The organism is Lacinutrix sp. WUR7, from assembly GCF_016864015.1.
Taxonomy (GTDB): Bacteria; Bacteroidota; Bacteroidia; order Flavobacteriales; family Flavobacteriaceae; genus Oceanihabitans.
Map to the genome: position 1 here is coordinate 1,403,787 of NZ_CP045067.1, position 25,395 is coordinate 1,429,181.

20 protein-coding genes are annotated in these 25,395 nt (G+C 31.6%); 14 read left to right on the forward strand and 6 right to left on the reverse strand.

Annotation, left to right across the window (positions count from 1 at the left end):
- Window positions 1-62: 62 nt before the first annotated feature.
- Window positions 63-464 (reverse strand): two-component system response regulator, encoded by a 402-nt coding sequence (locus FG167_RS06180; protein WP_203460537.1) that lies wholly within the window; start codon window positions 462-464, stop codon window positions 63-65.
- Window positions 451-1,965 carry a PAS domain-containing sensor histidine kinase gene (locus FG167_RS06185; RefSeq protein WP_203460538.1) on the reverse strand — a complete coding sequence of 505 codons (1,515 nt, stop codon included), beginning with the start codon at window positions 1,963-1,965 and terminating at the stop codon, window positions 451-453. Before FG167_RS06185 ends, FG167_RS06180 begins: the two co-directional genes overlap by 14 nt.
- A 478-nt stretch (window positions 1,966-2,443) precedes the next feature.
- Between FG167_RS06185 and FG167_RS06190 the strand changes: the two genes are divergently transcribed.
- From FG167_RS06190 to FG167_RS06240, 11 genes are all read left to right on the forward strand, one after another.
- Complete coding sequence (locus FG167_RS06190) at window positions 2,444-2,761, forward strand: hypothetical protein (RefSeq protein ID WP_203460539.1); 318 nt, start codon at window positions 2,444-2,446, stop codon at window positions 2,759-2,761.
- A 117-nt stretch (window positions 2,762-2,878) separates the two neighbouring features.
- On the forward strand, window positions 2,879-3,292 hold the full coding sequence (locus FG167_RS06195; protein WP_055444002.1) for a response regulator: 414 nt from the start codon (window positions 2,879-2,881) through the stop codon (window positions 3,290-3,292).
- A 1-nt stretch (window position 3,293) separates the two neighbouring features.
- Window positions 3,294-3,833, forward strand: coding sequence for a heme NO-binding domain-containing protein (locus FG167_RS06200; RefSeq protein WP_055444001.1), 540 nt, complete (start codon window positions 3,294-3,296; stop codon window positions 3,831-3,833).
- Complete coding sequence (locus FG167_RS06205) at window positions 3,833-5,791, forward strand: PAS domain S-box protein (protein WP_203460540.1); 1,959 nt, start codon at window positions 3,833-3,835, stop codon at window positions 5,789-5,791. The genes FG167_RS06200 and FG167_RS06205 overlap by 1 nt, the downstream gene beginning before the upstream one ends.
- 2 nt (window positions 5,792-5,793) lie before the next feature.
- The gene (locus FG167_RS06210) at window positions 5,794-6,927 is read left to right on the forward strand and encodes an FIST signal transduction protein (protein WP_203460541.1); all 1,134 of its coding nucleotides are present in this window, start codon (window positions 5,794-5,796) and stop codon (window positions 6,925-6,927) included.
- The gene (locus FG167_RS06215) at window positions 6,927-7,991 is read left to right on the forward strand and encodes an ATP-binding protein (protein ID WP_203460543.1); all 1,065 of its coding nucleotides are present in this window, start codon (window positions 6,927-6,929) and stop codon (window positions 7,989-7,991) included. Before FG167_RS06210 ends, FG167_RS06215 begins: the two co-directional genes overlap by 1 nt.
- Entirely contained in the window at window positions 7,978-8,295 is a 318-nt protein-coding gene (locus FG167_RS06220; RefSeq protein WP_203460544.1) for an Hpt domain-containing protein, read from the forward strand. Before FG167_RS06215 ends, FG167_RS06220 begins: the two co-directional genes overlap by 14 nt.
- A 9-nt stretch (window positions 8,296-8,304) precedes the next feature.
- Complete coding sequence (locus FG167_RS06225; protein ID WP_203460546.1) at window positions 8,305-9,018, forward strand: LytTR family DNA-binding domain-containing protein; 714 nt, start codon at window positions 8,305-8,307, stop codon at window positions 9,016-9,018.
- A 309-nt stretch (window positions 9,019-9,327) separates the two neighbouring features.
- The gene (locus tag FG167_RS06230) at window positions 9,328-9,822 is read left to right on the forward strand and encodes a CAP domain-containing protein (protein WP_203460547.1); all 495 of its coding nucleotides are present in this window, start codon (window positions 9,328-9,330) and stop codon (window positions 9,820-9,822) included.
- 123 nt (window positions 9,823-9,945) lie between these two features.
- The gene (locus FG167_RS06235; RefSeq protein WP_203460548.1) at window positions 9,946-12,552 is read left to right on the forward strand and encodes a T9SS type A sorting domain-containing protein; all 2,607 of its coding nucleotides are present in this window, start codon (window positions 9,946-9,948) and stop codon (window positions 12,550-12,552) included.
- A 406-nt stretch (window positions 12,553-12,958) separates the two neighbouring features.
- Complete coding sequence (locus FG167_RS06240; RefSeq protein WP_203460550.1) at window positions 12,959-13,558, forward strand: hypothetical protein; 600 nt, start codon at window positions 12,959-12,961, stop codon at window positions 13,556-13,558.
- A gap of 202 nt (window positions 13,559-13,760) precedes the next feature.
- Here FG167_RS06240 and FG167_RS06245 read toward each other — a convergent pair whose 3' ends face one another.
- Window positions 13,761-15,821: a tetratricopeptide repeat protein gene (locus FG167_RS06245; protein ID WP_203460551.1), complete on the reverse strand. Its 2,061-nt coding sequence runs from the start codon at window positions 15,819-15,821 to the stop codon at window positions 13,761-13,763.
- A gap of 152 nt (window positions 15,822-15,973) precedes the next feature.
- On the opposite strand from FG167_RS06245, the gene FG167_RS06250 reads away from it, so the two are divergent.
- The 3 genes from FG167_RS06250 to FG167_RS06260 all read left to right on the forward strand — a co-directional run bounded on the left by FG167_RS06250 (window position 15,974) and on the right by FG167_RS06260 (window position 19,238).
- Window positions 15,974-16,252: a lipid asymmetry maintenance protein MlaB gene (locus FG167_RS06250; protein WP_203460553.1), complete on the forward strand. Its 279-nt coding sequence runs from the start codon at window positions 15,974-15,976 to the stop codon at window positions 16,250-16,252.
- Window positions 16,253-16,280: 28 nt separating this feature from the next.
- On the forward strand, window positions 16,281-17,525 hold the full coding sequence (locus FG167_RS06255; protein WP_203460554.1) for an oligosaccharide flippase family protein: 1,245 nt from the start codon (window positions 16,281-16,283) through the stop codon (window positions 17,523-17,525).
- Window positions 17,526-18,017: 492 nt separating this feature from the next.
- Window positions 18,018-19,238, forward strand: a complete 1,221-nt coding sequence (locus FG167_RS06260) for a glycosyltransferase (protein WP_203460556.1) — start codon at window positions 18,018-18,020, stop codon at window positions 19,236-19,238.
- Window positions 19,239-19,394: 156 nt separating this feature from the next.
- Here FG167_RS06260 and FG167_RS06265 read toward each other — a convergent pair whose 3' ends face one another.
- From FG167_RS06265 to FG167_RS06275, 3 genes are read right to left on the reverse strand one after another with little or no spacing between them, the layout of a single operon-like run.
- Window positions 19,395-20,909, reverse strand: a complete 1,515-nt coding sequence (locus FG167_RS06265) for a cellulase family glycosylhydrolase (protein WP_203460558.1) — start codon at window positions 20,907-20,909, stop codon at window positions 19,395-19,397.
- A complete protein-coding gene (locus tag FG167_RS06270; RefSeq protein WP_203460559.1) occupies window positions 20,903-22,120 on the reverse strand; it encodes a hypothetical protein in 1,218 nt (405 codons plus the stop codon). The genes FG167_RS06265 and FG167_RS06270 overlap by 7 nt, the downstream gene beginning before the upstream one ends.
- Window positions 22,120-25,209 (reverse strand): hypothetical protein, encoded by a 3,090-nt coding sequence (locus tag FG167_RS06275; RefSeq protein WP_203460561.1) that lies wholly within the window; start codon window positions 25,207-25,209, stop codon window positions 22,120-22,122. Before FG167_RS06275 ends, FG167_RS06270 begins: the two co-directional genes overlap by 1 nt.
- Window positions 25,210-25,395 lie beyond the last annotated feature (186 nt).

Below are 25,395 nucleotides of genomic sequence, written 5' to 3' on the forward strand. Positions count from 1 at the left end.
GAATGATTCACTGACACGCTATAAGAGTTGAAAATACACTTTGCAAAAGAAGGAAGTAGTGTTTAATTAGGTTCTAAATCTTTAGCAAGACTCATTAACGTTTCACTTGTTATTGGTTTTACTAAAAAATCTTTTATTAGTTCATATTCTTTAGCTTTCATAAAATCAACTGGATCTACCGAGGAGCTTACAATATATAATGTGATGTTTTCAGACATTTTCAATTTAACAAATTCATCTAGAAATTGCCATCCATCCATTATTGGCATATTTAAATCTAATAAAATAAGATCGGGAATATCTTTTCCAGCCCCTATAGTTTGTAGTAATCCACTAATGGCATCTTCACCGTTATTATACACGGTAAAATTTTCACATACATTAGATGTCTTAAAAATCCTTTTAATAGCAAAAATGAAAATAGGGTCATCATCAATTAAACAGACGGAATTAATTTGCTTCATATTTTAAATATATTGTGAAAGTTGTACCAATATTTACTTTACTAGTTACTTCAACTTTACCGTTCATGGCATCAATTTGATTTTTGGTAATGTAAAGTCCTAAGCCTCTAGCATCTTCATGATTGTGAAATGTTTTATACAAACCAAAAATTTTATCTTTATGTAAATCTAGGTTTATGCCACGACCATTGTCTTCAATCTTTATTTTAATGTAATTTTTTACCTTCTCGGCATTAATGTTAATTACAGGGTCTAAGTCTTCTTTTTTATATTTAATAGCATTAGATACAAAATTTAATAAAATGCTCTCTAAATAAGCTGGAACGGCTAATACTTCTATTGTTTTATTAATTTCTATATTAACTTTAGCTTTTGTTTCTATTATTTCAGCTCTAAAAGTTCCTAATGCATTATTGGTAAAGTCTAATAGATTATTACTTTCTAATACTTGCTTTTGTTTTGTATTTATATTCGCTACTTCATTTAAATTTTGAATGGTTTCGCTTAATTTATTTACCGCTTCGTTTATTAAAGGGAAGAACTCATTTTTAGTTGATTCTGGAATTTCTTCTTTCATTAATTCTAGTAACATTTCTAAATTACCAGAATGGGATCTTAAATTATGAGATACTATATGTGCGAAATTTTGAAGCCTTGTATTTTGACTTTTTGTAGTTTGTAGTAGGGATGCAATTTTTTTATTTACCTCTTTACTTTTCGTTATATCGATAATGTTAGATATAAAATGCAGTGGTTTATTTGCTTCATCTCTAAGTATAGAAACAGATAGTAAACAGTAAATGATGGATCCATCTTTTTTTAGATATCTTTTTTCACATTCAAAACTATCTTTTATACCATTAATCATTTCATTAGTGTGCATTGGTATAATGTTGATGTCATCTGGATAGGAGAGTTTGTTTACATTAGTATGTATTAACTCTACTTTGGAGTAACCTAAATAATCACAAAATTTTTTGTTTAGATGTAGAATTTCCCCTTTTAATCCTACTAATGCCATTCCGTTAGGTGCATTCTCTAAGGTAGTACTAATTAATTTTTCCTTGTATTCAAGTTCTTTATAAGTATTTGTTTTTTCTGTAACATCTTGAAAAACACCAAGTATTTTAACTGTTTTATTATTTTCTATAATAGGGTAGCCAATAGATCTCACCCATTTTAAATTATTTTTAGCTGTTCGCAATAAAAATTCTTGATCAAATTCTTCACCTTTATTTACAGCCTTATCAAATAATACAGCGATTAAATCTCTATGATGTCCTTCTTCATAAAAACTTAAGGCTTCTTCAACATTAGGTGCATAGTCCTGTGGCACTTCATGAATGAATTTAGTCATAGGACTCCAACTAATTTGCATCGTTTCAAGATTTACTTCCCATGACCCGATTGCAATAGATTTTTGGATGGAATCTAAAAAAGGATTTGATATAGATGTTTGTTTATTCGAAATATGAAGTAATTTATTATAAACATCTTTCATGGTTTGGGTAGGTTTGAATTTATAAGTTATCGCTTTCTTCTTATAAAATAGTTTTAAAATTGCAAATATAAAGCAGAAAACACGATAAAGAGCGATTATTTACGTTAAAAAGTAATTTTTTCATTATTTATTTTTAGGTTGTGGGAATAAACTTATAGAGTATTGAGTGGTAAAAACACTGTTTTATTGCTGTTGTGAGTGTGTATAATTAGTAGTAATTATAAAAAGAGCATTAACTTAACAATAGTCCGTGGATTCTTTGAAAATGAAGCTGTTTATTAATTTATATGTTGCTTTTTTGCTGCATCTGTAAAAGTGTAAATGCAATATCATGTTTAATAACAGGGATTTATGGGTTTAAAACACCATTCGTCTACACTTCTTTTCTTTTTAACTATAGACATGGTTTGTTAAAAGAATATTTTAAAAATCAGGATAGTCTTCGGTTAGTTTTGTGATAGTTAATCCAAACAAAACCATGTTAAAAATAAAAATTTCCCCTCGATTATTTTTGAATATACAAAGTAAAAATAAAAAAAGATCTAAAAGCCATGCTTCGGTTTATAAAGATCAATTAAAAGAAGAGGATAAAGAATTTAACTTAAAAACTATAGAAAGGTATTCTTTAAATAAAAATATAAGAAATTTAGAGTTTATTAATTATCTGGAAATGAACTTACAAGACAAGCAATTAAAAAATTTTCCTCTAGAGTTTTTTACAGATTTAAAAACATTAAAACAGCATTCTCAAAGTAATCTGCTAACAACGCTGCATTCTATTAGCCTTTTCGAATAAAACCATTCGTCGACACTAAAGGGTTATCCGTCGACATTAAAATCACTCTAATCGAATTAAAAAGTGTTAATCCTGCAATAAAGTTAATTTTGTAAAGATTAAACAAATCCCTTCGTAATGGTGAAAAAACTTAAAATACTTCTTATTGAAGATGATATGATTGAAGTAATGAAATTGAACAGAACAATTTCAACATTAAAATTAGATCATAAAATTATTGAAGCAAATAATGGTGAAGAAGCTCTAGAAATCTTAGAGCAAAAAGATAACTTACCTGATATTATTTTGTTAGATTTAAATATGCCTAAAATTAATGGAATCGAGTTTTTAAGTATTTTGAAAAGTGACGATGTTTTAAAATACATCCCTACTATTATTTTAACGACTTCTAATAATCAAAAAGATTTGTTGGAATGTTATAAAATTGGAGTTGCAGGATATGTTTTAAAACCATTAAAGTATGAGGATTATGTTAGTAAAATTGAAAAATTATTAGCATATTGGAGTATAAATGAATTAATAGTAGTATAAGATGAAAGGGATTGTTTTTACGGAGTTTTTAGAGTTAGTAGAAGATAAATTTGGACTAGAAATGGTAGATAACATTATCTCTAATTCTAAATTAGAATCTGAAGGTATTTATACAGCAGTAGGAACGTATAGTTTTTCTGAAATGCTTCAACTATTACAACACTTAAGTGAAAACACAGGCATATCTATTGATAATTTACTTTTAGTATATGCAGAGCACTTTTTTAGTGTGATTGAAAAAAGTTATCCAGGCCTTTTAGCTACTTATAAAGATCCAATAGAAATGATTTCTTCTATAGAGAACCATATTCATGTTGAGGTAAGAAAAATATATCCAGATGCAGAATTGCCGACTTTTGAAGTCGTAGAAAAAACAGAGAATTCCTTAATAATGATCTACACATCCAGTAGAGCAATGCATCACTTTGGTTTAGGCTTAATGAACAAAACGTTTGAGCATTTTAATGCAACAGCGAAAATAGAATTAGAAAAAATTAAAGAAGACGGAACGGAAGTTAGATTTATTATTCATAAAAATTAATGAGTCAAAATCAATCAGAAATATTACAACGTGCTTTAAAAAGAGAAAAAGCGGCAAGAAAAGAAGCCGAAAAAATTCTTGAAGAAAGATCAAGAGATTTATATTTAACATCCCAAAAACTAGAAGAACTTCTAGACGAAAAATCTTCACAACTTCAAGGGGTATTCGAAAATATTGTAGATGCATACGTAGTTATGGATATACAAGGAAATTTTATAAAATTTAATGAAGCGGCAACCAAGTTATTTGGTTACGATATTAGTAGAGATGAAGTGAACGTTGTAGATCTTGTTTATAAAGAAGACTATGTATACGCCGTCTCTTCCTTTATGGAACTACAAACAAAAGGATATTTTAAAAACTACGAAGCAAGAGTGTACACCAAATCTAAAGAGGTTAAATGGGTGCACATAAATGCAAGTATGATTTTTGATAAAGATAAAAAACCAGTTGCAGCACAAGGCATTGTTAGAGATATAACCCACCAAAAAGCATCCGAAGAAAAATTAATAGAATCTGAAAATAGATTAGCATCGCTTGTTGTAAATCTAGATAGTGGTATTGTATTAGAAGATGAAAATAGAAATATAGTACTTACCAATAATAAGTTTTGTGAGCTTTTTAATATTAATGCAGCGCCTAAAGATTTAGTTGGTTTAGATTGTAAAGCTGCATCCGAACAAAACAAAGTCTTATTTAAAAATTCGGACGCTTTTTTAGAAAGGATGCAAACTATTGATGCCGAGAAAAAAGTAGTACTTGGTGATGAGTTAGAGATGCTAGATGGCAAAATATTAGAACGTAATTATACACCAATAAAAATAGGAGAAAAGTCTAAAGGGTATTTATGGACCTTTACAGATGTTACCCTAAAAAGAACGTATAGAAAAAGCCTAGAAGCACAAAAGCAAAAGTATTACAATATTATAGCAAATATGAATTTAGGAATGATGGAGTTGGATAACAACGACCAAATCCTAATGGTAAATCATAGTTTTGAAAAAATGTCTGGCTATACCGAAGCGGAAGTTAAAGGGAAAAATGCAAGAGAGCTTTTTGCTGCCAAAGAGGACGCTGAAATACTAAAAGCAGAACGACAAAAACGAAAGGAAGGAGCGTCAAGTTCTTATGAGTTTAAAGCAATATGTAAAAAAGGAAAAACTAGACATTGGCTAGTTAGTGGTGCACCAAACTATAATATAGATGGCGAAATAATTGGGTCTATTGGTATTCATTTAGATGTTACTGAAACAAAGAACCTAGAACTTCAAAAAGAAAAACTATTAGAAAAACTAGAAAAAAGTAATGATGAGCTTCAAGAATATGCACACATTGTCTCGCATGATTTAAAATCTCCTTTACGAAGTATACACGCATTGGTTAGCTGGTTAAAAGAAGATAATCAAGGTAAATTAGATGCGGTAAGTCTACAAAACTTCGGACTTATAGAAACTACCTTAGAGAAAATGGAACAACTGATTACAGATGTTTTAAATTATTCTAGCCTAGGAGCAGATACCTCTTTAAAAACAGACGTAGATCTAAATAGCTTAGTAAATGAGCTGGTATCTATTTTATATATTCCGGATCATATAGAAATTAAAAGTCTTCATGTTTTACCAAACATCAATGGGGATAAAACGAAATTACAGCAGGTATTTCAAAACCTAATTAGTAATTCTGTTAAGTTTATAGATAAAAAATGTGGTAGCATTATTATTGATGTAGAAGATTTAAAAAGTCATTATAAATTTTCTATTAAGGATAATGGAATTGGTATTGAAAAAAAGTATCACGATAAAATATTTAAAATATTTCATTCCTTAAAGAAAAGTAAAGATTCCTCGGGAATAGGTTTATCTATCGTTAAAAAAATCATCAATTTACATGAAGGTGAAATCTGGTTAGATAGCGAGCCAAAGGTAGGAACCACTTTTTATTTCACATTAAAAAAATAATAATGAAAACAGTACAACTAGTAAAACATAAAAATAAAGATTGGGAATATGTTAATGAAAAACAGGACTTAAAAGAACCTTTAGTCTTGGTTTTTGGTAATAGATATATGTTAGAAGATCAAGTTGTTTACAGTGATATTAGACAGTTATTCCCAGATGGACATATTGTTTTTGCATCTTCTTGTGCAGAAATTTCATCGAATACTGTAAATCAAGATAGCGTTACTATAACTGCTATCGAGTTTGAAAAAAGTACGTTTATAATTAAAACAAGTAATGTTTTAAACGCAGATTTAGATAGCTATAAAACAGGAAACGAACTTATTCAGCAATTGCCTCAAGAAGGTTTAAAATATGTATTTGTAGTATCTGAAGGTAGCTTTATTAATGGTAGTCAACTTACCAAAGGGATGAGTGCTTCTACAGACGATAATATAATTATAACTGGAGGTTTATGTGGCGATGATGCACGTTTCGAAAAAACATTAGCTTCTTATAATGAAAGTCCGAAAGAAGGAGAATTAGTTGCTGTTGGTTTTTATGGCGATACCTTAGAAATATCTTTTTCCATTCATGGAGGATGGACACCATTTGGTCCAGAACGTATTGTGACTAAATCTAAAGGCAATATTTTATATGAGTTAGATGGGCTGCCAGCACTAGATTTGTACAAAAAATATTTAGGAGATAAAGCAAAAGACTTACCAGGAGCTGCTTTGTTGTATCCTTTAAATGTAACCTCTACAGACGAAAAACAATCTATTGTTAGGTCTATTTTAAATATAAATGAAGAAGACAACGCTGTAATCTTAGCAGGAGATATTAAAGAAAACTCTAAAGTGCAGTTAATGATGACCAATGTAGATAATATTGCAAACGCATCAGAACGCGCAGCAAGACAAGCATTAGAATACAGAAAAAACAAACCAGAACTAGCAATATTAGTTAGCTGTATTGGTAGAAAGTTAGTATTAGATCAACGTGTGGAAGAAGAAATTGAAGAAGTCATTGAAGTTATAGGTAAAGACACCATAACTAGTGGTTTTTATTCTTACGGAGAAATTGCTCCTTTTCATGGCGAAATGGCTTGCCAATTACACAATCAAACCATGACCATAACGTTAATAAGTGAATAATGAATTCATTATTAAAAAGACAAATTCGTAAGTTTTTAAGCGACGACTTAAAAAACAATGAGGGTATAACAGCGTTTATTAATGCTGTAGATTTGTCTTATAATAATTTTGATGAACAGTCTGTCATGATTCAAAGAGCAATGGCTATTAGCTCTGATGAGTTATATGTTGCTAATAGAAAATTACAAAAGGAAGCAGACGAGCAAAAGGAAGTTATTGATAAACTTAAAAGTGTTATTGATACTCTAAAATTTTATAATTTAAAAGAAGACGAAAAAGAAGAAGAAGTAGAATTAACAGGTTCTAATTTGGTAGATTTTATTGATAATCAAACTAAAGAAATTGTAAAGATGAACAAGCAAAAGCAATCCATGCTAAACGAACTTGCGCATCAAAATCAAGAACTTAGCGATTATGCGCACATGGTATCTCACGATTTAAAATCACCATTACGTAGTATAGATACATTAACCGCTTGGTTGTTGCAAGATTATGAAGAAGAATTAGATGATAACGGAAAAAACACATTAAAACTGATACGAACCAATGTGGAAAAAATGGATACCTTAATTAGTGGTATTTTAGAATATTCAACCATTGGAAAAAATCGAATTAAAGTTTATGAAGTAGATGTAAATAATCTCATTGAAGAAATAATAAATAGTATTCATACTCCAGATCATATTCGTATTACAAAAACCAATTTACCAATAATTAAAGGCGATAAATACAGACTACAACAACTGTTTCAAAACTTAATTGGTAATGCTATAAAGTATAATGATAAAGCTCAAGGAACTATTGATATTGGAGTAGAAGATCAAGATAAATATTGGCAATTTTATATAAAAGATAACGGAAAAGGTATTGAAGAAACCTACTTTAATAAAATTTTTAAAACCTTTGAAAAGTTAGAAAACAATCCAGAATCCTCAGGAATAGGATTATCTATAGTAAAGAAAATTGTCGAATTATATGGTGGCAAAATATGGCTAGAATCACAAGTCAATTTAGGAACCACTTTTTATTTCACCTTAAAAAAATCCCCAAATGGAACAACCTAATCAATCTTACATTAACAGCCTGTCTGGAGGTGATGAAGCCTTTAAACAAAAACTAATAGATGTTATTAAAAAAGAGTTTCCAGAAGAGAAACAGGTGTATCTTAATAACTACAATGCTAAAAATTATAAGTTAGCAGCAGATAATGTGCATAAACTTAAACATAAAATTAGTATTTTAGGGCTCGAAAAAGGTTATGAAGTTGCGGTAGTGTACGAAAATAATTTACTGGAAGGTACTACAAACCAGAAAGAAGCATTTGAAACTATCTTAAACAGCATAACAGAATATCTAGAAGAAATTTAAATATACCATATGAATTGTATTGTAATTGACGACGAAGCTACTGCAAGAATGATTATTTCTCAATTATGCTCAAACGTACCAAGTCTTAATGTTTTAGAAGAGTTTCCTAATGCAATGCAAGCCATTAAATACTTAAATCAAAACGAAGTTGATTTAATTTTCTTAGATATACATATGCCAGATTTTACAGGTTTCGATTTTATTGAAACACTAAAAAATCCGCCAAAAATAATACTTACCACATCCGATCCTAACTTTGCAATCCAAGCTTTTGAGTACGATTGTATTGTCGATTATTTGGTAAAACCAATAACACAAGAACGTTTTAATAAGGCTATAGGTAAAGCCGAAGCGAAACAAAGCAAACCGGTTGCAATACAATCAAAAACGGAAAAAGTAGAAGCTACTTCTGGTAACGATTTGTATGTAAATATAGACAGACGCTTAATTAAAATAGACATACCAAGTATTTATTTAGTGGAAGCAAAAGGAGATTATATTCAAGTTAAAACCGAAGATAAAAACTATACCGTACATTCTACTTTAAAGAAAATAGAAGACAAACTACCAGACGATTTGTTCTTAAAAGTGCACCGATCTTATATAATAAATATTCAAAAAATTATAGATATTGAAGATAACAGTGTGCTTATTAAAAAGGATGTTATTCCTGTAAGCAGATCGAATAGACCAGAGTTAATGAAGCGTTTAAATCTGTTATAGGTATTACAACGATTTTATTAGCACTTTTGTCTTAAACTTTTTTTCAAGCATTTTTAAAAACAACAAATACTTTTAATCCTTCTACTTTCGAAGTGTAATCTTTTAAGGGATTGAATGATTAATTAGGGTAAAAAAGGCAAAAGGAAACTTTTGTCTTTTTTTTTTGCTTCTAATTATCGGTAAATGAATGTTCTAATCCTTTATCTAAAAAAAAACACCACTCGTCTACACTTTAAATTGCGCTAATCGAAAAACATAAAACGGAACTCGCTTTCCTAATAGTTTTGTCATCAAATTAAACCAATCACGATGAAAAAATTAGTAGTTATTACAGCCGTTTTATTAAATACATTTTTAATGTCTTGCTCTGTTGAAGAGGAAGTTAGTGCTTCAGGAAATTCTACAACAGAAGTTGTAAATGTAACATACACAACATTAGATTATGAAATTGCAGAGCTTATTAATGCGCACAGAATTTCACAAGGACTTAATACTTTAAATATTCTTAATGCAGCATCCAAAGAAGCAATTGTACATAATCAATATATGGCTACTCAAGGTGTTATTAGTCATGATCATTTTAGTGCGCGTTCTCAAAATTTAAGAGATGCCGTAAATGCCAAAAAGGTTTCAGAAAATGTAGGCTATGGGTATAGTAGTGCTGCATCTATAGTAAACGCGTGGTTAAATAGTGAAGGACATAAAGAAGCTATAGAGAATCCAAGCTATACCGACTTTGGTATTTCTTCAAAAGAAGATGAAACAGGTAGTAATTACGTAACAAACATCTTTGTAAAGCTATAATTTAAAATAGCTTATCTATATATACTTACCATTCGTCTACACTAAAGCTTCACGAAACGAAAAATACATTTTAAAGCAGGTTATACTAGTAGATTTGTACTGTAAATAAGAAATAAAGAAACCATGATAACAAAATTACACATCTTAAAAAATCAAATAGTAATCTTAGCAGTAGTGTTGTTTAGCATAACAATACAAGCACAGAATACCCCTTTTAATTGCGATTTTAGTGCTTACTTGTTTCAACGTAATGATGTGTACGCAATAGACTTGGCATCTGGTAATTCTTTCTTAGCTGCAACAGATATTACACCTGGGAATATTAATGCTACAGCTTATAATCCTGCAGATGGTTTTATTTGGGGATATTTAAGTACACCTTCTAAAACAATTGTTAGAATTGGTAAAGATTTTCAAACAACTTCTTTTACAATACCAGAATTAACAACAGGAAATAAGTATGTTGGAGATATTAGTCCGGACGGTATTTATTATTTTAAAGCTGGCGGAAAAAGCTATTTTAAAATTGATTTAAATCCAGACTCAGCAACCTATGCACAATACCTATCTACAGAAAATTTAACGCAAAATATTAGCATTCATGATTGGGCTTTTAATGCAGTAGATGGTAATATATATGCAGTAGAAAAAACTTCAAATATTTTATATAGAATAGATCCTACAACAAGTGTGGTACAAGCTTTAGGTGAAGTGCCAATTTTATCTGGATTAAACTATACGTACGGAGCCGTTTATTTTGATGCAGATGGTCGTTTTTACGTATCGGCAAATCAAACAGGAACTGTTTACGTGATACAAAGCGTTCAAGATTTAAACACGACATCTACTATGGACTCTAATTTATTTGCATTCGGACCATCAAGTTCTAGTAACGATGGTGCACGTTGTCCTACAGCTCCTGTAGCACAAGAGATTTGCGATAACGGTATTGATGATGATGGCGATGGTTTAATAGATTGTGAAGATCCTTCTTGTTCTGGTTTTGGTAGCTGCGAAGTGATTGCGCCTCCAACAACAGCTAACGATGGTGGTTTAGAAAGTAACGGAAGATTATCGGAAGCGATCAGCAAACGTAATTTTAATCGTGCTAAAAAGAGCTATGCGTTTGACCAAAAGTCGGCAAAACGTGTTACTCCAAATCCTGTAAATTATACGAGCAGAACAACCAATGATTTTCAATTACAGGACTTTGTACCATTAACAACTATTAACGAAGATTATGCAGTAGAATCTACACCTACAGACTTATTAAACATTACCAATGCAACAGAAGTATACGCTGTAGATTATATGCAAAACGATGCATCTGTAGCTTCTATATTAGCTTTAAAAACAGAAAACGGAGTTTATGAACACACAAAATATATTTGCGATAGGTTATTAGGAGCAGAATTAATTTCGGTTTCTACCATAGATATCAATGAACAAGCGTTTATTAAATCCATTATAAAAAATGCAGATGGTTCTTTTGAATATGTTTTAAGCTTATCTGCTAAAGTAGCTAACAACGATAATAATTTTGCAATAGAAAGTCACTGGAATTTAGATGTATATGAAGAAAATGTAACCTTTTATAACTTTCAAATTTGGTCAAATTCTATAGATGATTTATATGGCTTGTCTCAAGAAGTCTTAAACTTATTAGAAGTAGTAAAACCAATTTCTGGTTACGAGTTATCTACGCCTCCAACCGTTTTTGTAAGAAAAGGAAAGTATAACAATGGCGCTTTAGATCTTCAAATAATAAATACCAATGCAACCGAAAATGTAACTTTCGATTCTGGTTTTAGAGAAACAGAAACTAGCGACTTTAACTATACATCTTCAAACCTGAATTTAAACGAAAATTACATTACAGAAATTCAAGTACCAACAGGAAATTTATTTGATGTCGGATTTAGAATTGGAGATGGCATAAACACACCAGATGATTTATTTATGTCGGATGGCCCTTGGGGAATTGACGATTCGCAATCCAGTACAGAAGTTACTAACTACGCTATTTCGCCAAATACAAATAATTTTGATACAGCAGATTTCCCAATAGAAAGAAACCTAACATTAAGTGCATATACAAGTACTTATTTTGCAGCTTACAGAGCATTAACACCACGTTTTAAAGCAGTAGATGTAACTAGTTACGATAACTTTAAACTTAAAGCAAAAGGGACAGGAAACTTAGAAATTACTTTAGTAAAACAAAGCATCACGAATTGGGAAGAGCAATACAAAACAACTATTGCTTTAACAGAGAATTACCAAAGTTTTGCAATACCTTTTTCAGCATTTGCATCTGTATTAAATACCGAATTACAAGCAAATGATGTGGTTACCATAGTATTTACCATGGTAAGCGAAGACGGAACAAGAACAGCAAAAGAAATGCATGTACAAGATGTACGTTTCTCTACAGGAAATACCTTATCTGTAAATGATTTTGAAACAGAAACAACAACCACTTCTGTAAAAGCGTATCCAAATCCAATGCAAAATGCATCTAACATTCACTTTAGTACCAATCAAAATGAAACAGTACAACTAGTTATCTATAACCAATTAGGTAAAGTAGTATTTCATAATACAGTAAAAGCACAAGCAGGAAAAAACCAAATAGCAATAGAAAGAAATAATCTAAGTTCTGGTTTATACATCTGTAAAATAATAAGTTCACAAACCCAATATAGTCCCTTGAAGTTACTCGTGAAGTAACACTAATTATTTATTGATAGCGTAGGAACCTAAAAACTAATAATAGCTTATAAGTTGGTTTCTACTAAAGGCAAGAGCGAGGGTTCTTGCCTTTTTTTTGGTCTTATTTTAAAGGAAAAATGTACTAGTTTGAATTGTCATTGATAAGGAGTTTCGATGGAAATCGAATAACGGAAGCATCTCATTTTCATGAAATTTCAATTCGTAAATACAAGAAATATATTTAAAACAGATTATAATTTTTTAAACCAAAAATCATACGACCAACAATTCCTTCCTCAAAAAACTAGAAAGAAAAATTAACTTCCTTATTGCTTATGCTATTTTAAGTGCATGCGTTATTTCCTTTTTTGCTATAAGTAGTGTTAGTAATAAAGATATAACGGAATAGTTTGATGAGCTCATCGTGAAAAAAATCACTGTTATTGGTGAAGATAATTTACCTAGAATGGTGCTTAGTAATGAAAGTAGACAGCATCCAGGAAGAATGAATGGGAAAGAATGGGAAAAAAGAGAACGTCTTTCTGGACTTATTTTCTTTAATAACGAAGGAGATGAATGTGGAGGTTTAGTATTTCAAACGGAAGAAAAAGATGGGAAAATTATCTCTGGGATGTCTTTCACAATGGACAATTACAAAGACGATCAAGTAGTACAAATACTAAACGATGAGTATTATTCTAATGGTATAGCATATATTAAAAGAGGGCTTTCTATCAATCAATATCCCGTAGGTTCTAATGTAGACGAAAGAAATGAAAAGCTTAAACAATTAAGAACGATTGAAGATAAAGAAGAACGCAAAGAAAAAATAAATGCGTTAATGGAAAAAGAAGGTGCTGTAAACCGTTTGTTTATTGGTAAAACAAAAGGAAACAGTTCTGGATTATTTTTAGCAGGACCTGATGGTGCACCAAAAATGATGATTTATGTTGATGAAAATGGAGAACCTAAAATTCAGACGTTTACTGAAAATGGTGAAATAAAGGACTTCCTAGAAAATTAATAAATAGGAGAGCTGGAGTTATACTAAAGGAGTTTCGATTAGATTATAATGGAATAACAGAAGCATCTCATGTAATGGAAATTTTCATTACATGAGATGCTTTTCTGTACTCTATATGACAGAATTTGAGTTGTCATTCAGAAGGAGTTACGACTGAATTACCTCTTTTTATTTGAGCTAGTAAAAGCTTGAAGAATATATCCTACTCCCTAAAAACAGGCTTTTCAAACAACAACCATTTAAAACGTAATCCAATCTCATTAAAAGTAAAACCGGCAGCAGTTGCAGAAGCAATATTACTTCGTGTACCAAATAGGTTTGCCATACAACGGTCGGAGAATTTATAACCTAGCTTCCCTTGTATTCTGTAGGTACTTTGACTTTTATCGTCTTCAATATATTGTAATCCTGTTGCTGCAGTCAATTCGTAAAACCATTCTTTAGGTTTTGCTATGTTTTCGTCTTTAATAAGATTTGCAAAAACCTCTACAGCATTAAAAGTTTCTGGTGAGAAATACACCGTTGGTACTTGGTTTTTAAAGGTGATGTATTGGTAGTTTACACCAGCTTTAAGCGATGGTTTTGGTAAAATGTTATAGTATAAAGAAGTAAACAATAGGTTTCTGGCATTGCTATCACTTTGGCTGGTATAAAAGTATTGTGTAAACCAACCTAAGTTAAAGTTTGTGTTTAAACTATAGTTTGCATAATAGTTGTTTTGCACGATTTCACGATCTAATAATTCGGCATTAAAACTTTGTAATTCACGTTTGTAACCAACCGTTAAATCTTGTAATTTAAAAGGTTTAATATTAAAGGATACATCGGTTAATAGTTGGGTATAATCATTTGTAGTTGCTTTTGCAGAGGTAAATCCTGCGGTACCTTTAAAGGTTACATTTGGTAATAATTGATAAGATAAACCTAAACTAAAGTCGTTAGAAGTTGCATCGTTATTAGTAACAGCATTGGTGGTGTTTCTGTAATTATAGCTTGCTAATACTTTAAATTTTGTAGAAAACGGAAATTCTAAATTGTTGTTAAACGCAAATGCTTCGTTATCGCCATTATCAAAGGTATAGGATGTTTTTCCTTCGTAAAAAGGGGTAAATGTAGTGTTGAGGTTTTTAATAAAGTTGGTCGCATCTTTTTGATTGTCGTAAAACTTTAAGGTGTTTTCTGCAGAGGTATAAGCAGCTTCATATTTACCTAAAGCTTTTAAAGCATTTGCGTTTCCTAAGTTCCCATCAAAAGAAGTACTATCATTCACTAAAATTTGGTCGTAATCTTTGACACTCTTTTTAAAATCACTTTTATAAATATTAAGGGTAGCACGTAAAGCTAATAACCAGTTTTCGTTAGGTTTGGTTTCTATTAAATTATTAATAAGTGTATCTGCTGTTTTGTATTTCTTGTTCCAAATTAAAGCTTGAATTTGTCTTTCGGTAGTTGGTTGTATTAATTTTGGATTGGTATCACTTCCTAAACTTTCAAAAGCTTGATTACTTAATTGTAAGGCCTCTTTTTCTTTTCCGTTTAAATGCGAAACTAATGCTAAACCGTTTAATGCTGTGATTTTATTTTCAGGATTTTCAGCTAAAATGTCATAGGTTGCTTTGGCATCCTCTAAACGATTGGCAATTAAATATAAATTGGCTAAGTTTAATAAGGTGTCTTTATCATTATCAAATAGTGTAAGGTTTTCTTTTAGTAATTCTTCTGCTTCATCGTATTTTTGCGATTGCTGTTTTTGATACGCATAGCCTAAATACATATATTTTTTAGAGGTTAATGCATTTGGATTTCCTGGTAAAACCTCTAAAGCTTTATCTACATATTTTAAAGCATCTTCATATTCTTTTAAATTAGAAAGTGTATTGGCATAACTTAATAATGCAGGAAAGCTTTTAGGATCTTCATCGATTAAACCTTTAAAATAGGTTTTGGCTTTTGGGAAATTGCTATTCCATAATAAAGACTCTCCATAATTTAGTTTCACCTCAAAATCGGTTGGGTAATCTGCTAATAGGTTTGTAAAAAGGGTATTCGCTGCTTCTGGTTTTCCGTTTAATCCAATAGCACGACCATAACATAGTCTTGCCGTTTTATTGTCTGGATGTTCTTTTAATATATTTTGAAAAAACGTTTCCGCTTTAGCGTACTTGCCAGTTTCTAAATAGGTAAAGCCTTCTTGCATGTCTTGCGCATGGCTAAAAAAGGCAGTTAATAATAAGGTGAGTAGGGCAAAAAATTTAAGTTTCATGTTCTGGTTTTTAATCATTTGCAAGTTAGGCATTCCTTTTCATTCATTCATCTACAGCAATGGTCCACTCGTCGAAATTCAATGGAATCTCATAGCTTTCCATTGCATCTTTGCATCAGAAATCAGACACAAACAAAACAAAAATAACAATTATGGCACTAACAATTACACAACAAGACAACACCATTATATTAGAAGGAGTATTAAATATAAACACATTAAGTAGTTTTAAAAATCACTTCCGTGTTTTTTTAAATACGAATAAAGAAGTGACTTTAGATATTGATAAGGTTACCGAAATTGATGCATCTGGAATGAACACATTAAAAGAAATGTATACCAATGCAATACAAAGTAACAATATGTTTTTTGTAGTTGGTTATGGTTGTAAAGATGTTTACGAAGATTTTAAATACCCAAACGTAGCCTAATTAATTCTAACAAAAACAGCAGAAAAAGATGCAAGCTTTATCTATACTAAAATCGAAAAAAATAACTCCAGAACAAGTGTTTATGCTAAGTGTATTAGCTGTAAATGGAGGAAATTATTTGTACAATCTTATTTTAGGTCGTGTATTAGGTCCAGCACAATTTGCAGATGCAGCAGTGTTAATTACCTTTTTATTAGTATTATCTTTTGTAGCGATGACCTTTCAATTAGTAACTGCAAAATTTTCAGTGGTTTTTGAAAACGATACGTTTAAAAATTTCGTCTCCAAGATTTATAAAAATGCAACGATAGTTGGATTAGGATTAGGAGCGTTAATCATTGTATTTGCAAACCAACTACAAGGCCTTTTTAATACATCGTCTTCTAGCATGTTTACTATTTTTGGAATTGGAGTGCCTTTATACTTTTTAATGAGTGTGAATCGAGGTGTGTTTCAAGGAAAAAAAGAATTTAAATCTTTATCGATTACCTATCAAGCCGAAATGTTAAGCAGATTAATAATCACTTTAGCCTTAATCTTCTTGTTTGATATACAATCTTCGGTGGTGATTGCAATTGGTATTTTAATCTCTTTCGGATTTGGATTAGTGCCTTTTAAATTTAAAAATTTAAACTTTAAAAAGACGATTGCTATAGAAGCAAGCCAGTCGAAACAAGTAAGAAGCTTTTTTATCATTACAGCGTTTTACGAGTTCACACAGATTATAATTAACAATAGTGACATCTTATTAGTGAAACATTACTTTGATGCGTACGACGCAGGATTATATGCTTCATTAGCCTTAATAGGTCGTATTGTTTACTTCGTAGCTTGGATGTTTGTCATGTTGTTATTACCAACAGTCGTTCAGCTTAAAAAAGAAGGAAAAGAAACCGCGCCAATTTTATTTAAATATGTTGGTTACATCGCAGCAATTGCAACAGCAATCGTAATTGGTTGTGCATTGTTTCCAGAAACTGCAATTACCATATTATTTGGAGATAGCTATTTAGCCATGGCTCCATTGTTATGGAAATACGCTTTAGCAACTGGCTTGTTTGCCATATCCAACATCTTTGCGTATTACTATTTATCCTTAGACCAGTTTGTTCCTGTAGTAATTTCTGGAGTCTTCGGAATGCTTCAAATGGGATTAGTTATCTTTTTTCACGATAGTTTAGAACAAGTAGTACACATGCAAATTGTAGCAATGATCTTCTTGTTAGTGGTGCAGATTTTATTCTTCATTTTGAATACGAAACGTAAGAAATAAGAAAGAAAAAGAATTTTATATTATTAGTCGATATAAAGGAAAGGGCTGTGGTTTTATACTACAGCTTTTTCTGTTTTATAATATGTATCTGTTTCGAGGCATTCTTTCGTTTAGAGGGGGTTTATCATTCAGAGCATTCGCATTAGAATAGACACCGAAGAATCTTACATAAATCAAATAACATTTTTGAGTTTTGATTATTTAGTCATGCTTCCTTCTAAAGGACAGCATCAGTTTATTTATATTTTTAGAGTTGTTTTATTCCTAAGAGTACAGTTAAGAATCTTAATAATAGAAGATAATTAATACACAGAAATTTTTAATTCGTTCTTGTTTTTATTCTTCTAAATGAGAGTATTAAAAATGGCAAAACGACACCTTCTTTCCATTCGTCTATAGCAACATGTAACCCATCTAAAACCCCCTATTTTACTGATTTTTATAACGCAAATTTGTAGTGTAATTAAGAAAAAACACATTAAAATTTATATTATGAAACTAGCAATCGTAACAGCATATCCTCCAAGTAAAGTAACATTAAATGAGTATGCTTACCATTTAGTAAAGCACTTTAGACAAAAAGATAATGTTACTGAAATTGTTTTATTAACAGATAAAACCGAAGGAGCAAAAGACATCGATTTTACAGAAGATGGTTGCAAGGTTACAGTAAAAGAATGTTGGGAGTTTAATAGCTATGCAAACATTATAAATGTTACTAAAGCCATTAATAATACACAACCAGATGCAGTATTATTCAACTTACAATTTATGAAGTTTGGGGATAAAAAAGTAGCAGCAGCTTTAGGGTTAATGTTACCATTGGTTTGTAAACTAAAAAAGATTCCTAATATTGTTTTATTGCATAACATATTAGAAGAAGTAGATTTAGGATCAGCGGGATTTACAAGTAATAAAATCATGCAAAAAGCATACGGCTTTATAGGAACTAGTTTAACAAAGTTAATTTTACAAGCAGATACGGTTGCAGTAACCATGCAAAAATATGTTGACATTTTAGAGACAAAATATAATGCTAAAAATGTGACTTTAATACCTCACGGAACTTTCGAAATTTCTGAAGAAAAACCAGAATACAGCTTGCCACAAGGACCTTTACAAATAATGACTTTTGGTAAATTTGGTACATACAAAAAAGTAGAAGGTATGATTGAAGCAGTTGAGAAAGTAAGAGCGTCTACGGGATTAGATCTTGAAGTTGTAATTGCAGGAACCGACAACCCAAATGTGCCAGGTTATTTAGCAAAAGTGCAAGAAGATTATAAGCATGTGCCACAAGTGCGTTTTACTGGATATGTAGAAGAATATGAAGTGCCAACCTTATTTAAAGAAAGTGCAGTAGTTGTATTTCCATATACATCAACAACAGGAAGTTCAGGAGTTTTACACCAAGCGGGAAGTTACGGTAATGCCGTAGTGATGCCAGATTTAGGAGATCTTGCTTTATTAGTAAAAGATGAAGGTTATAAAGGAGAGTTTTTTGATCCAACATCTGTAGATAGTTTAGCAACTTCAATTGAAGCTATTGTAACTAACGAAGCACACAGAATTACTTTAGGAAAAGCTAATTATCAAGCTGCAACTGCATATCCAATGGGGAAAATCGCAAATATGTATTTAAATAATTTTGATAGAATTATATCTCAGAAAACACTACAAAGACCAACAGTATTACAACCTGCTACGGCATAGAATTATTAGTAAACGATACCTTTTTTTGTCCCAAACAATGAATATATCAAATGTTATTTAGAAGAAAGTGTTACTGAAGTATTTAAGCTAAAACTACCTATTTTAACTTAGATGCTTCGCTTTCGTTCTGAATAACAAAACACAAAGACAAATACATTAATTGGTAATGTATTTAAACGATGCCTTTTTTGCCCCATTTTTATCGATAAATCCAAAATGTTTTTGGGTATTTCGACGCCAAGGTCTGCTACCTACAACAGCTTTTGGCACATCTACAAAATCATATAAAGTCCAAGACATAAATTGCAAGCTATTCGCAGCAATAATCTCTTGGATTTTTTTGTGGTAATTTGCTTGATCCTCAGTGGAAGAACCAAGAGGTTTCCAGAAACCGCTATAAGAAGAGATTCCAAATTCTTGTAATACCAATGGTTTGTTAGGAATGTCTTTACGCATCGTTTTTATAGCAGCATCCAACTCGCTTAAACCTTCATAATAATGAAACGAAACAATATCCACTTTGTCTTTTAAAATGGGAGCGCTTTGTGTGTTAGACCAACCAATAGTTACGGGATGTTCTGCATCTACAGATTTTACTAAATCGATCATGTTATCCAACCAAGCGATAACCATATCTTTTCCTCTAGATTCAAAATCAAGGTTTGGTTCGTTTTTAATATCCCAAGCAATAATAGCGTTGTGGTCTTTAAAAGTGGAGACTATGGTTGCTGCGTGACGCTGATTTAAGGTCCAACTCATCACAGAATAATCGCCATAGAAATCAAATAAAGTCAACACGACTTTTAGGTTGTTCTCTTCTGCAGCATCTAAAGTTTGTTTTAGTTTTTCTAGCTTTTTAGGATTTACATCTGCTTTTCCAAAATCGTCATATTGCACAAAAATTCGAACCGAATTCAAACCGGCATCTTTTATAATTTTAAAGTCGTTAGCAATAATGTCTTTCGCAAAAGCGTCTCCAAACATATTCCAAGGCGTTGCTTTCGGATAATAATTAATACCTTTAATAATTAAACTATCGGTGTCTATTTTTGCTGTTTTTGCTTCAAAAGGATTACTGCTTTCTTTTACCAAATGTCTAATTCGCCAAAAGCCATCTTCTAACAAAAACACCATTTTGTAAGTGGATGTTTCGGTTGTTTCTAGTACTAATTTTTCTGCTTTAAAAACCCGTTTATATTCTACAACATCTCTATCTGTAATCACAGCAAGTTGCCCGTCTTCACTAAAAAATTCTAAAGTTGGATTGTGGTTTAATGTGGTAGCTTCAATAGTGGTATTTTCGGCTTTGTTTAAGTCAATAAAAGCATATAAATTTTCTCTGGCACTATCGGTGTAATAATCTTTTATACCCGCAGTTTTATTTGTTCTATAAGCCACTTGTTTTACATACCAAGCATCTAAATAATCATTTTGTAAGGCATTTAGATTTTCGGTATCCATTAGTCTACCTTCATTAGTTAAAGGTTCCCAAATTAATTTCGGAGCGTATTGTTCTACTTTTTGTATTTCGGTATGCAGCATGGTACTTCTATCTGCTCCAGTATTTAGGTAGCTAAAAAGCGCACTAATACCAGAAATAATCAAGGCTACAATCATAATATATGAGATTATTAATATGGTACGTAGTATGTTTTTATTAAGACCTACCATAGTTTTTTGTTATTAAATGTTTTGTCTATTCCTGCAGTTTCTACACGGAAATTATACGTGTCATTTTCGTAAACAGCTGGCTTCAAATAAAAGGTAACATAGCCATTAAAAGATGTTTTTGTAATGGTGTCCACAAGCGTGTTGTCTTTGTAAATTAAAAGTTTGACGTGTAAACCATCCGGAATCATTTGCTCCATAAAACTTTGTAAAGGACCAACTAATATTTCACGGTTTTTGTTAGTAAAGGCAACGTCAAAATCGTCGATAACACTTTGATAGTCTAAGGTAATCGTATTGCTTTCTGCCATACCATCTATATAGGCTTTAATGCTCCAACTATCTTTAAAATCGGGATGAATAATTTTAGAGTGTGCAACACCATCAATAGTCGTTCCTGTAGTTTTTAAAATGTTTCCACTTGCATTCGTAATAAAAAAGGTGACAAATGTACCATCACTAACCACATTATCTTGCTTGTCTTTTAGTACAGAAGTATTAAACGTAGTCACCTGATTGCCGTCGGCATAATTATGTGGTCGTTTTGCTGCAATAGTAAAATCTGTAGGAATTGCAGCCCATACATTAATAGTGAATTCTTTAGAATTGATACCTAAACTTTCCGAAGATACTAACATGCGTCCGCTTTCTCTTTTCGAATTAATATTTCGATAAGCAATTAAGTTCTTGGTGAAAACAGCATCATTTTCTTCGGAAGTTAAAAACTGAAACTTCGCATTTACCTTCGTATTTGTTGGTACAGGATTATCTAAAGAATCGGTTGGAATAACAACCAACATGGTATAATCTGTTCCTCCGGCTTCTATACTTGGCGGACCAATATAGGTTTCCATGGTTGCCACTTCTGCTTTTGGATGCATATAGAATTGACCAGAAATAGATGTGTTTTCATCTAATAACTTCCAGTTAATAACACCAATTTTTCTGGTGATGTTTTTCGGAATTATATATTGAAGTGCATTGTCTTTTAAGGTTGCAGAAACTAGAGTAGAACCATAACTATTCGAACAATAGAGTAGAGGTTTTTCGCCTTCGGAAGCCGTAAATTTTAAAACCACAGCATTTCCAACTTCATAATCTGTTTGTGTGGTTAGTAATTGGATAGGATTAGTCGCTTCGTTGTTTTGCACAACAGCAAACGATGATAATAAAATCAAGCCTAAAAGAAATATGTATGTACGTTTAAGTTGCATTAATTCGGACTTCCTATATATGTATTAATTTCTATTTTAATATAACTAAAATCGGGATGGTCAATTTTTTGTAATTGTGCATCACTATGATTTTCTATTCTGTTTGGCACTATTTTTCCAGCAATAGCATCGTTTGGTAAACCATTTACAAAAATGTTTTGCATGTCTGTATTTATGATTTTCACTGCACCATCTTTCAGTATTTCGTATTCAAAATCTTGCTTGCGTTGTTGTCGCACGCCTTCTTTTACAAATAGATGATCTACCCAAACCATCTCTTTATTTTGGTCATAATAAGTCACTAAAAGCTGAGGTATGGTAATTTCTTGGATGCCACTATTAAATAAGTTTCCGTTGATGGTGCCTTCTTGAATAGTAATGGCGCTTAGCACGACGTTTTTATACAAGTCAGATCCAGATACATTTCCTGCAATTTGTAAGTTGAATTTAGTGGGTTGTTCTTCAAATTCGATAGGCGTAAATTCGTCTGGATTAAACGTATCTGGAATAGAATCTTGCGTTCTAGACCAGGCAATACCTTCAAAATTAATACGGAAACTACTTGATTCTTTCGGCATTAATTTATGCTTCACATGATACTTCGCATTATATGTTGCTAATTGTTTGTTGGCATCGTTGTACAAGGTTCCTTTTAAAATAACATCTGCAGGCACATTGTCTATATTTTGTACTTCCCCAATAATAGCATAACTGCCATCATACTGTACCAATTTAGCAGAGACTACTTCTAAAACAGGTTGTTTTAAAATGTCTTCATGATGGGTTTGTTGGGTGGTAATACGTCGTCTACCTTGGTTGAAATACTTGGTTGCATTAGCAGAATAGAGTTGGTCTGGCGGTAAATCGTTGTTTAAATCGTCTGGTTGTAAATACCATTTTCCTTTTCGTTTGGATAGCGATTTATAATCCACTTTTTCAATTTTCTCTAAAGGCGTAATCCATTGGCTAGTCACTTTTGCCGAAACGGTACTGTCGTTATGTTTGGTGATTTCGGTTGCAATAGCATCCATTTTTGCATAGCTACTTAGTAAACCATCGGTTACCGAAATCTCTAACATGTATTGTGCAATTGGTAACTGATTTTCAGGATCGATTAAACTATGTGCTTTTTCAAATTCTTTAAAATCTAAAGCGTCATAATAGGCAATAATGGCATTTTCCGGACTGCGTTGCGAATCGTTTTTTAGGTAGAATAAATAAATACCATAAAATACGGCAACGGCTAATATTAAAGACCAAATGTGCGTAATACGTAAAACAGTTCGCGGGAATTTATTGTAAGTCGTTGGAAACTTTAAATAGTCAGGAATGGGTTTAATTCGCGTTTTTAAAGCATTAACCCAAAGCATTTGTATGTTTAAAACAAAGGCAATTAAAACGGTTAAAAACGGAATAATTCCCCACATTAATTTTACCCATTTAGCAACATCTTCTTTTGGTAAAATAGATGAAACTGGCGGAATGTTTAGTCGTTCCCAAACCATGATGCCATTTTCTAATTGTCGTAATCGTTGCCAACCACAGAAGTAGAGAATGGGATCGTAAAATTTATCGTTAGAAAATATATATTTAAGATTGTATTTTTCTGGAGTAGTTAAAAACTGCTGAAGCGAACCAATTCCGGCAACCCCTTTAAATTTGGAGTTTTCTAAACGCTCGATAGGCCTAGTGGTTAACTCTGGTAATCGTCTTGCAGAATGGTAGTTACCATCCACTGTCATCGCATTCGTTTGTGCACTTAACCAAGCCATTTGATCGCCAAAACCAAGAGTTAAAAATCGCCATTTATCGTGGTCATCTTGATTTAAGAAATTCACTATAGGTAACATCTTAATTTTCTGTGGTTGCGATGGTCTAAAATAGTTTAAACTCATAGTAAACACAACCATAAATACCATGAGTCCTGCTAGTATGCCGCCAATAATACGATGGTAAATAGCACCAAATTTGTTCTGAATTAATTCTTTTAAATCGCCTTCCACAAAACGATAGGTGAATTCACCTAACATAGGTATGGACAATATAGAAGCCCAAAGTGTAAATCGGTCAAGCGTTAAAATATTAAATGCCGTTTCCCCTAACATTTTTAAAGGTACAGGAGTGGTTCCTCCAGTTCCTAAAATGGTACAAATGGTTATGGATAGTCCGAAAAACAAGTATCGTTTGCTATAATATCTGTAGAATATATACGGTAATAATACGAGTAATATTCCCCAAGGAATTAAAAAGAATACCAATCCGGAGGAGGTGATTTCCAAAAAATTATCTCGAGAACCATGCGGAATGGGAACTTGGGTAATTGGGTTGGCTTTCGAGTTGAGCCAATACGGAAAAATGCATCCTATAATTAAAACTAAGGATAACATTCCGAAGCTTACAATACGTTTAAACAACTTAAAAAAGCTATTCAAAAATATTTTGAAGGTGACTTCTTTCATGGTGTTTACTTGCTCTCTAGAAACATCCATAATAACCATTCCTATTAAAGGAAAGATAAAAAAGATCATCCCGAAAATGGGAGTTACATGATGTGAAGTCACGGTAACAGCAATTAAAGATAAGGAGGTTGCTAAGTACCATTTCTTACCTGTTTTTAGCCACAAATAGATTTCTGGTAAGGCATGCATTAAAACAGATACACCTATTATACTTGGTAATTGTCCGAAAATATGAAGTGTTTCTACAAAAGAAGAACTAAACACTGCTAAAATAGCAGCATAACCAGCAACTGTTTTGTTACCCGTCATCATTAAAGAAAAACGATAAGCTCCTGTGATAAATAGAACAATTGCAATTAGGGCAACACTAAACATTCCAAATTTTAAACCGCCAATCATAGACAAGAGTCCAATAGATTGGTGTACTAACGGCGGATAACTCTGTACTGTAAAACCAGTGTACCATTCATAATTCCAAGGTTCAAACCAGCTATTTGCATAATGATCTGCGAAAAACAGGTGTATTAACGCATCATAAGTAGTTTCCAAAGTGAAAAATATGGCACTACCATGAAATGCTAATCCTAAAAGGATGGCAACGATTAAGTATTTATTTGAGGTTTCTTTCAACGGTTAATTTTTATTATTCATTTATAGGTCAGTTGTAATATCCATAACCATGTGTTTACTAGTCCTATTAATATATAGGGATATTTCATTTAAAGCCTAAGTTCTAATAATATGGTAAAGATAAATAAATATAATAGTGCTTTCATTTTTAATTATCTATAGCAATCTACCATTCGTCGACACTTA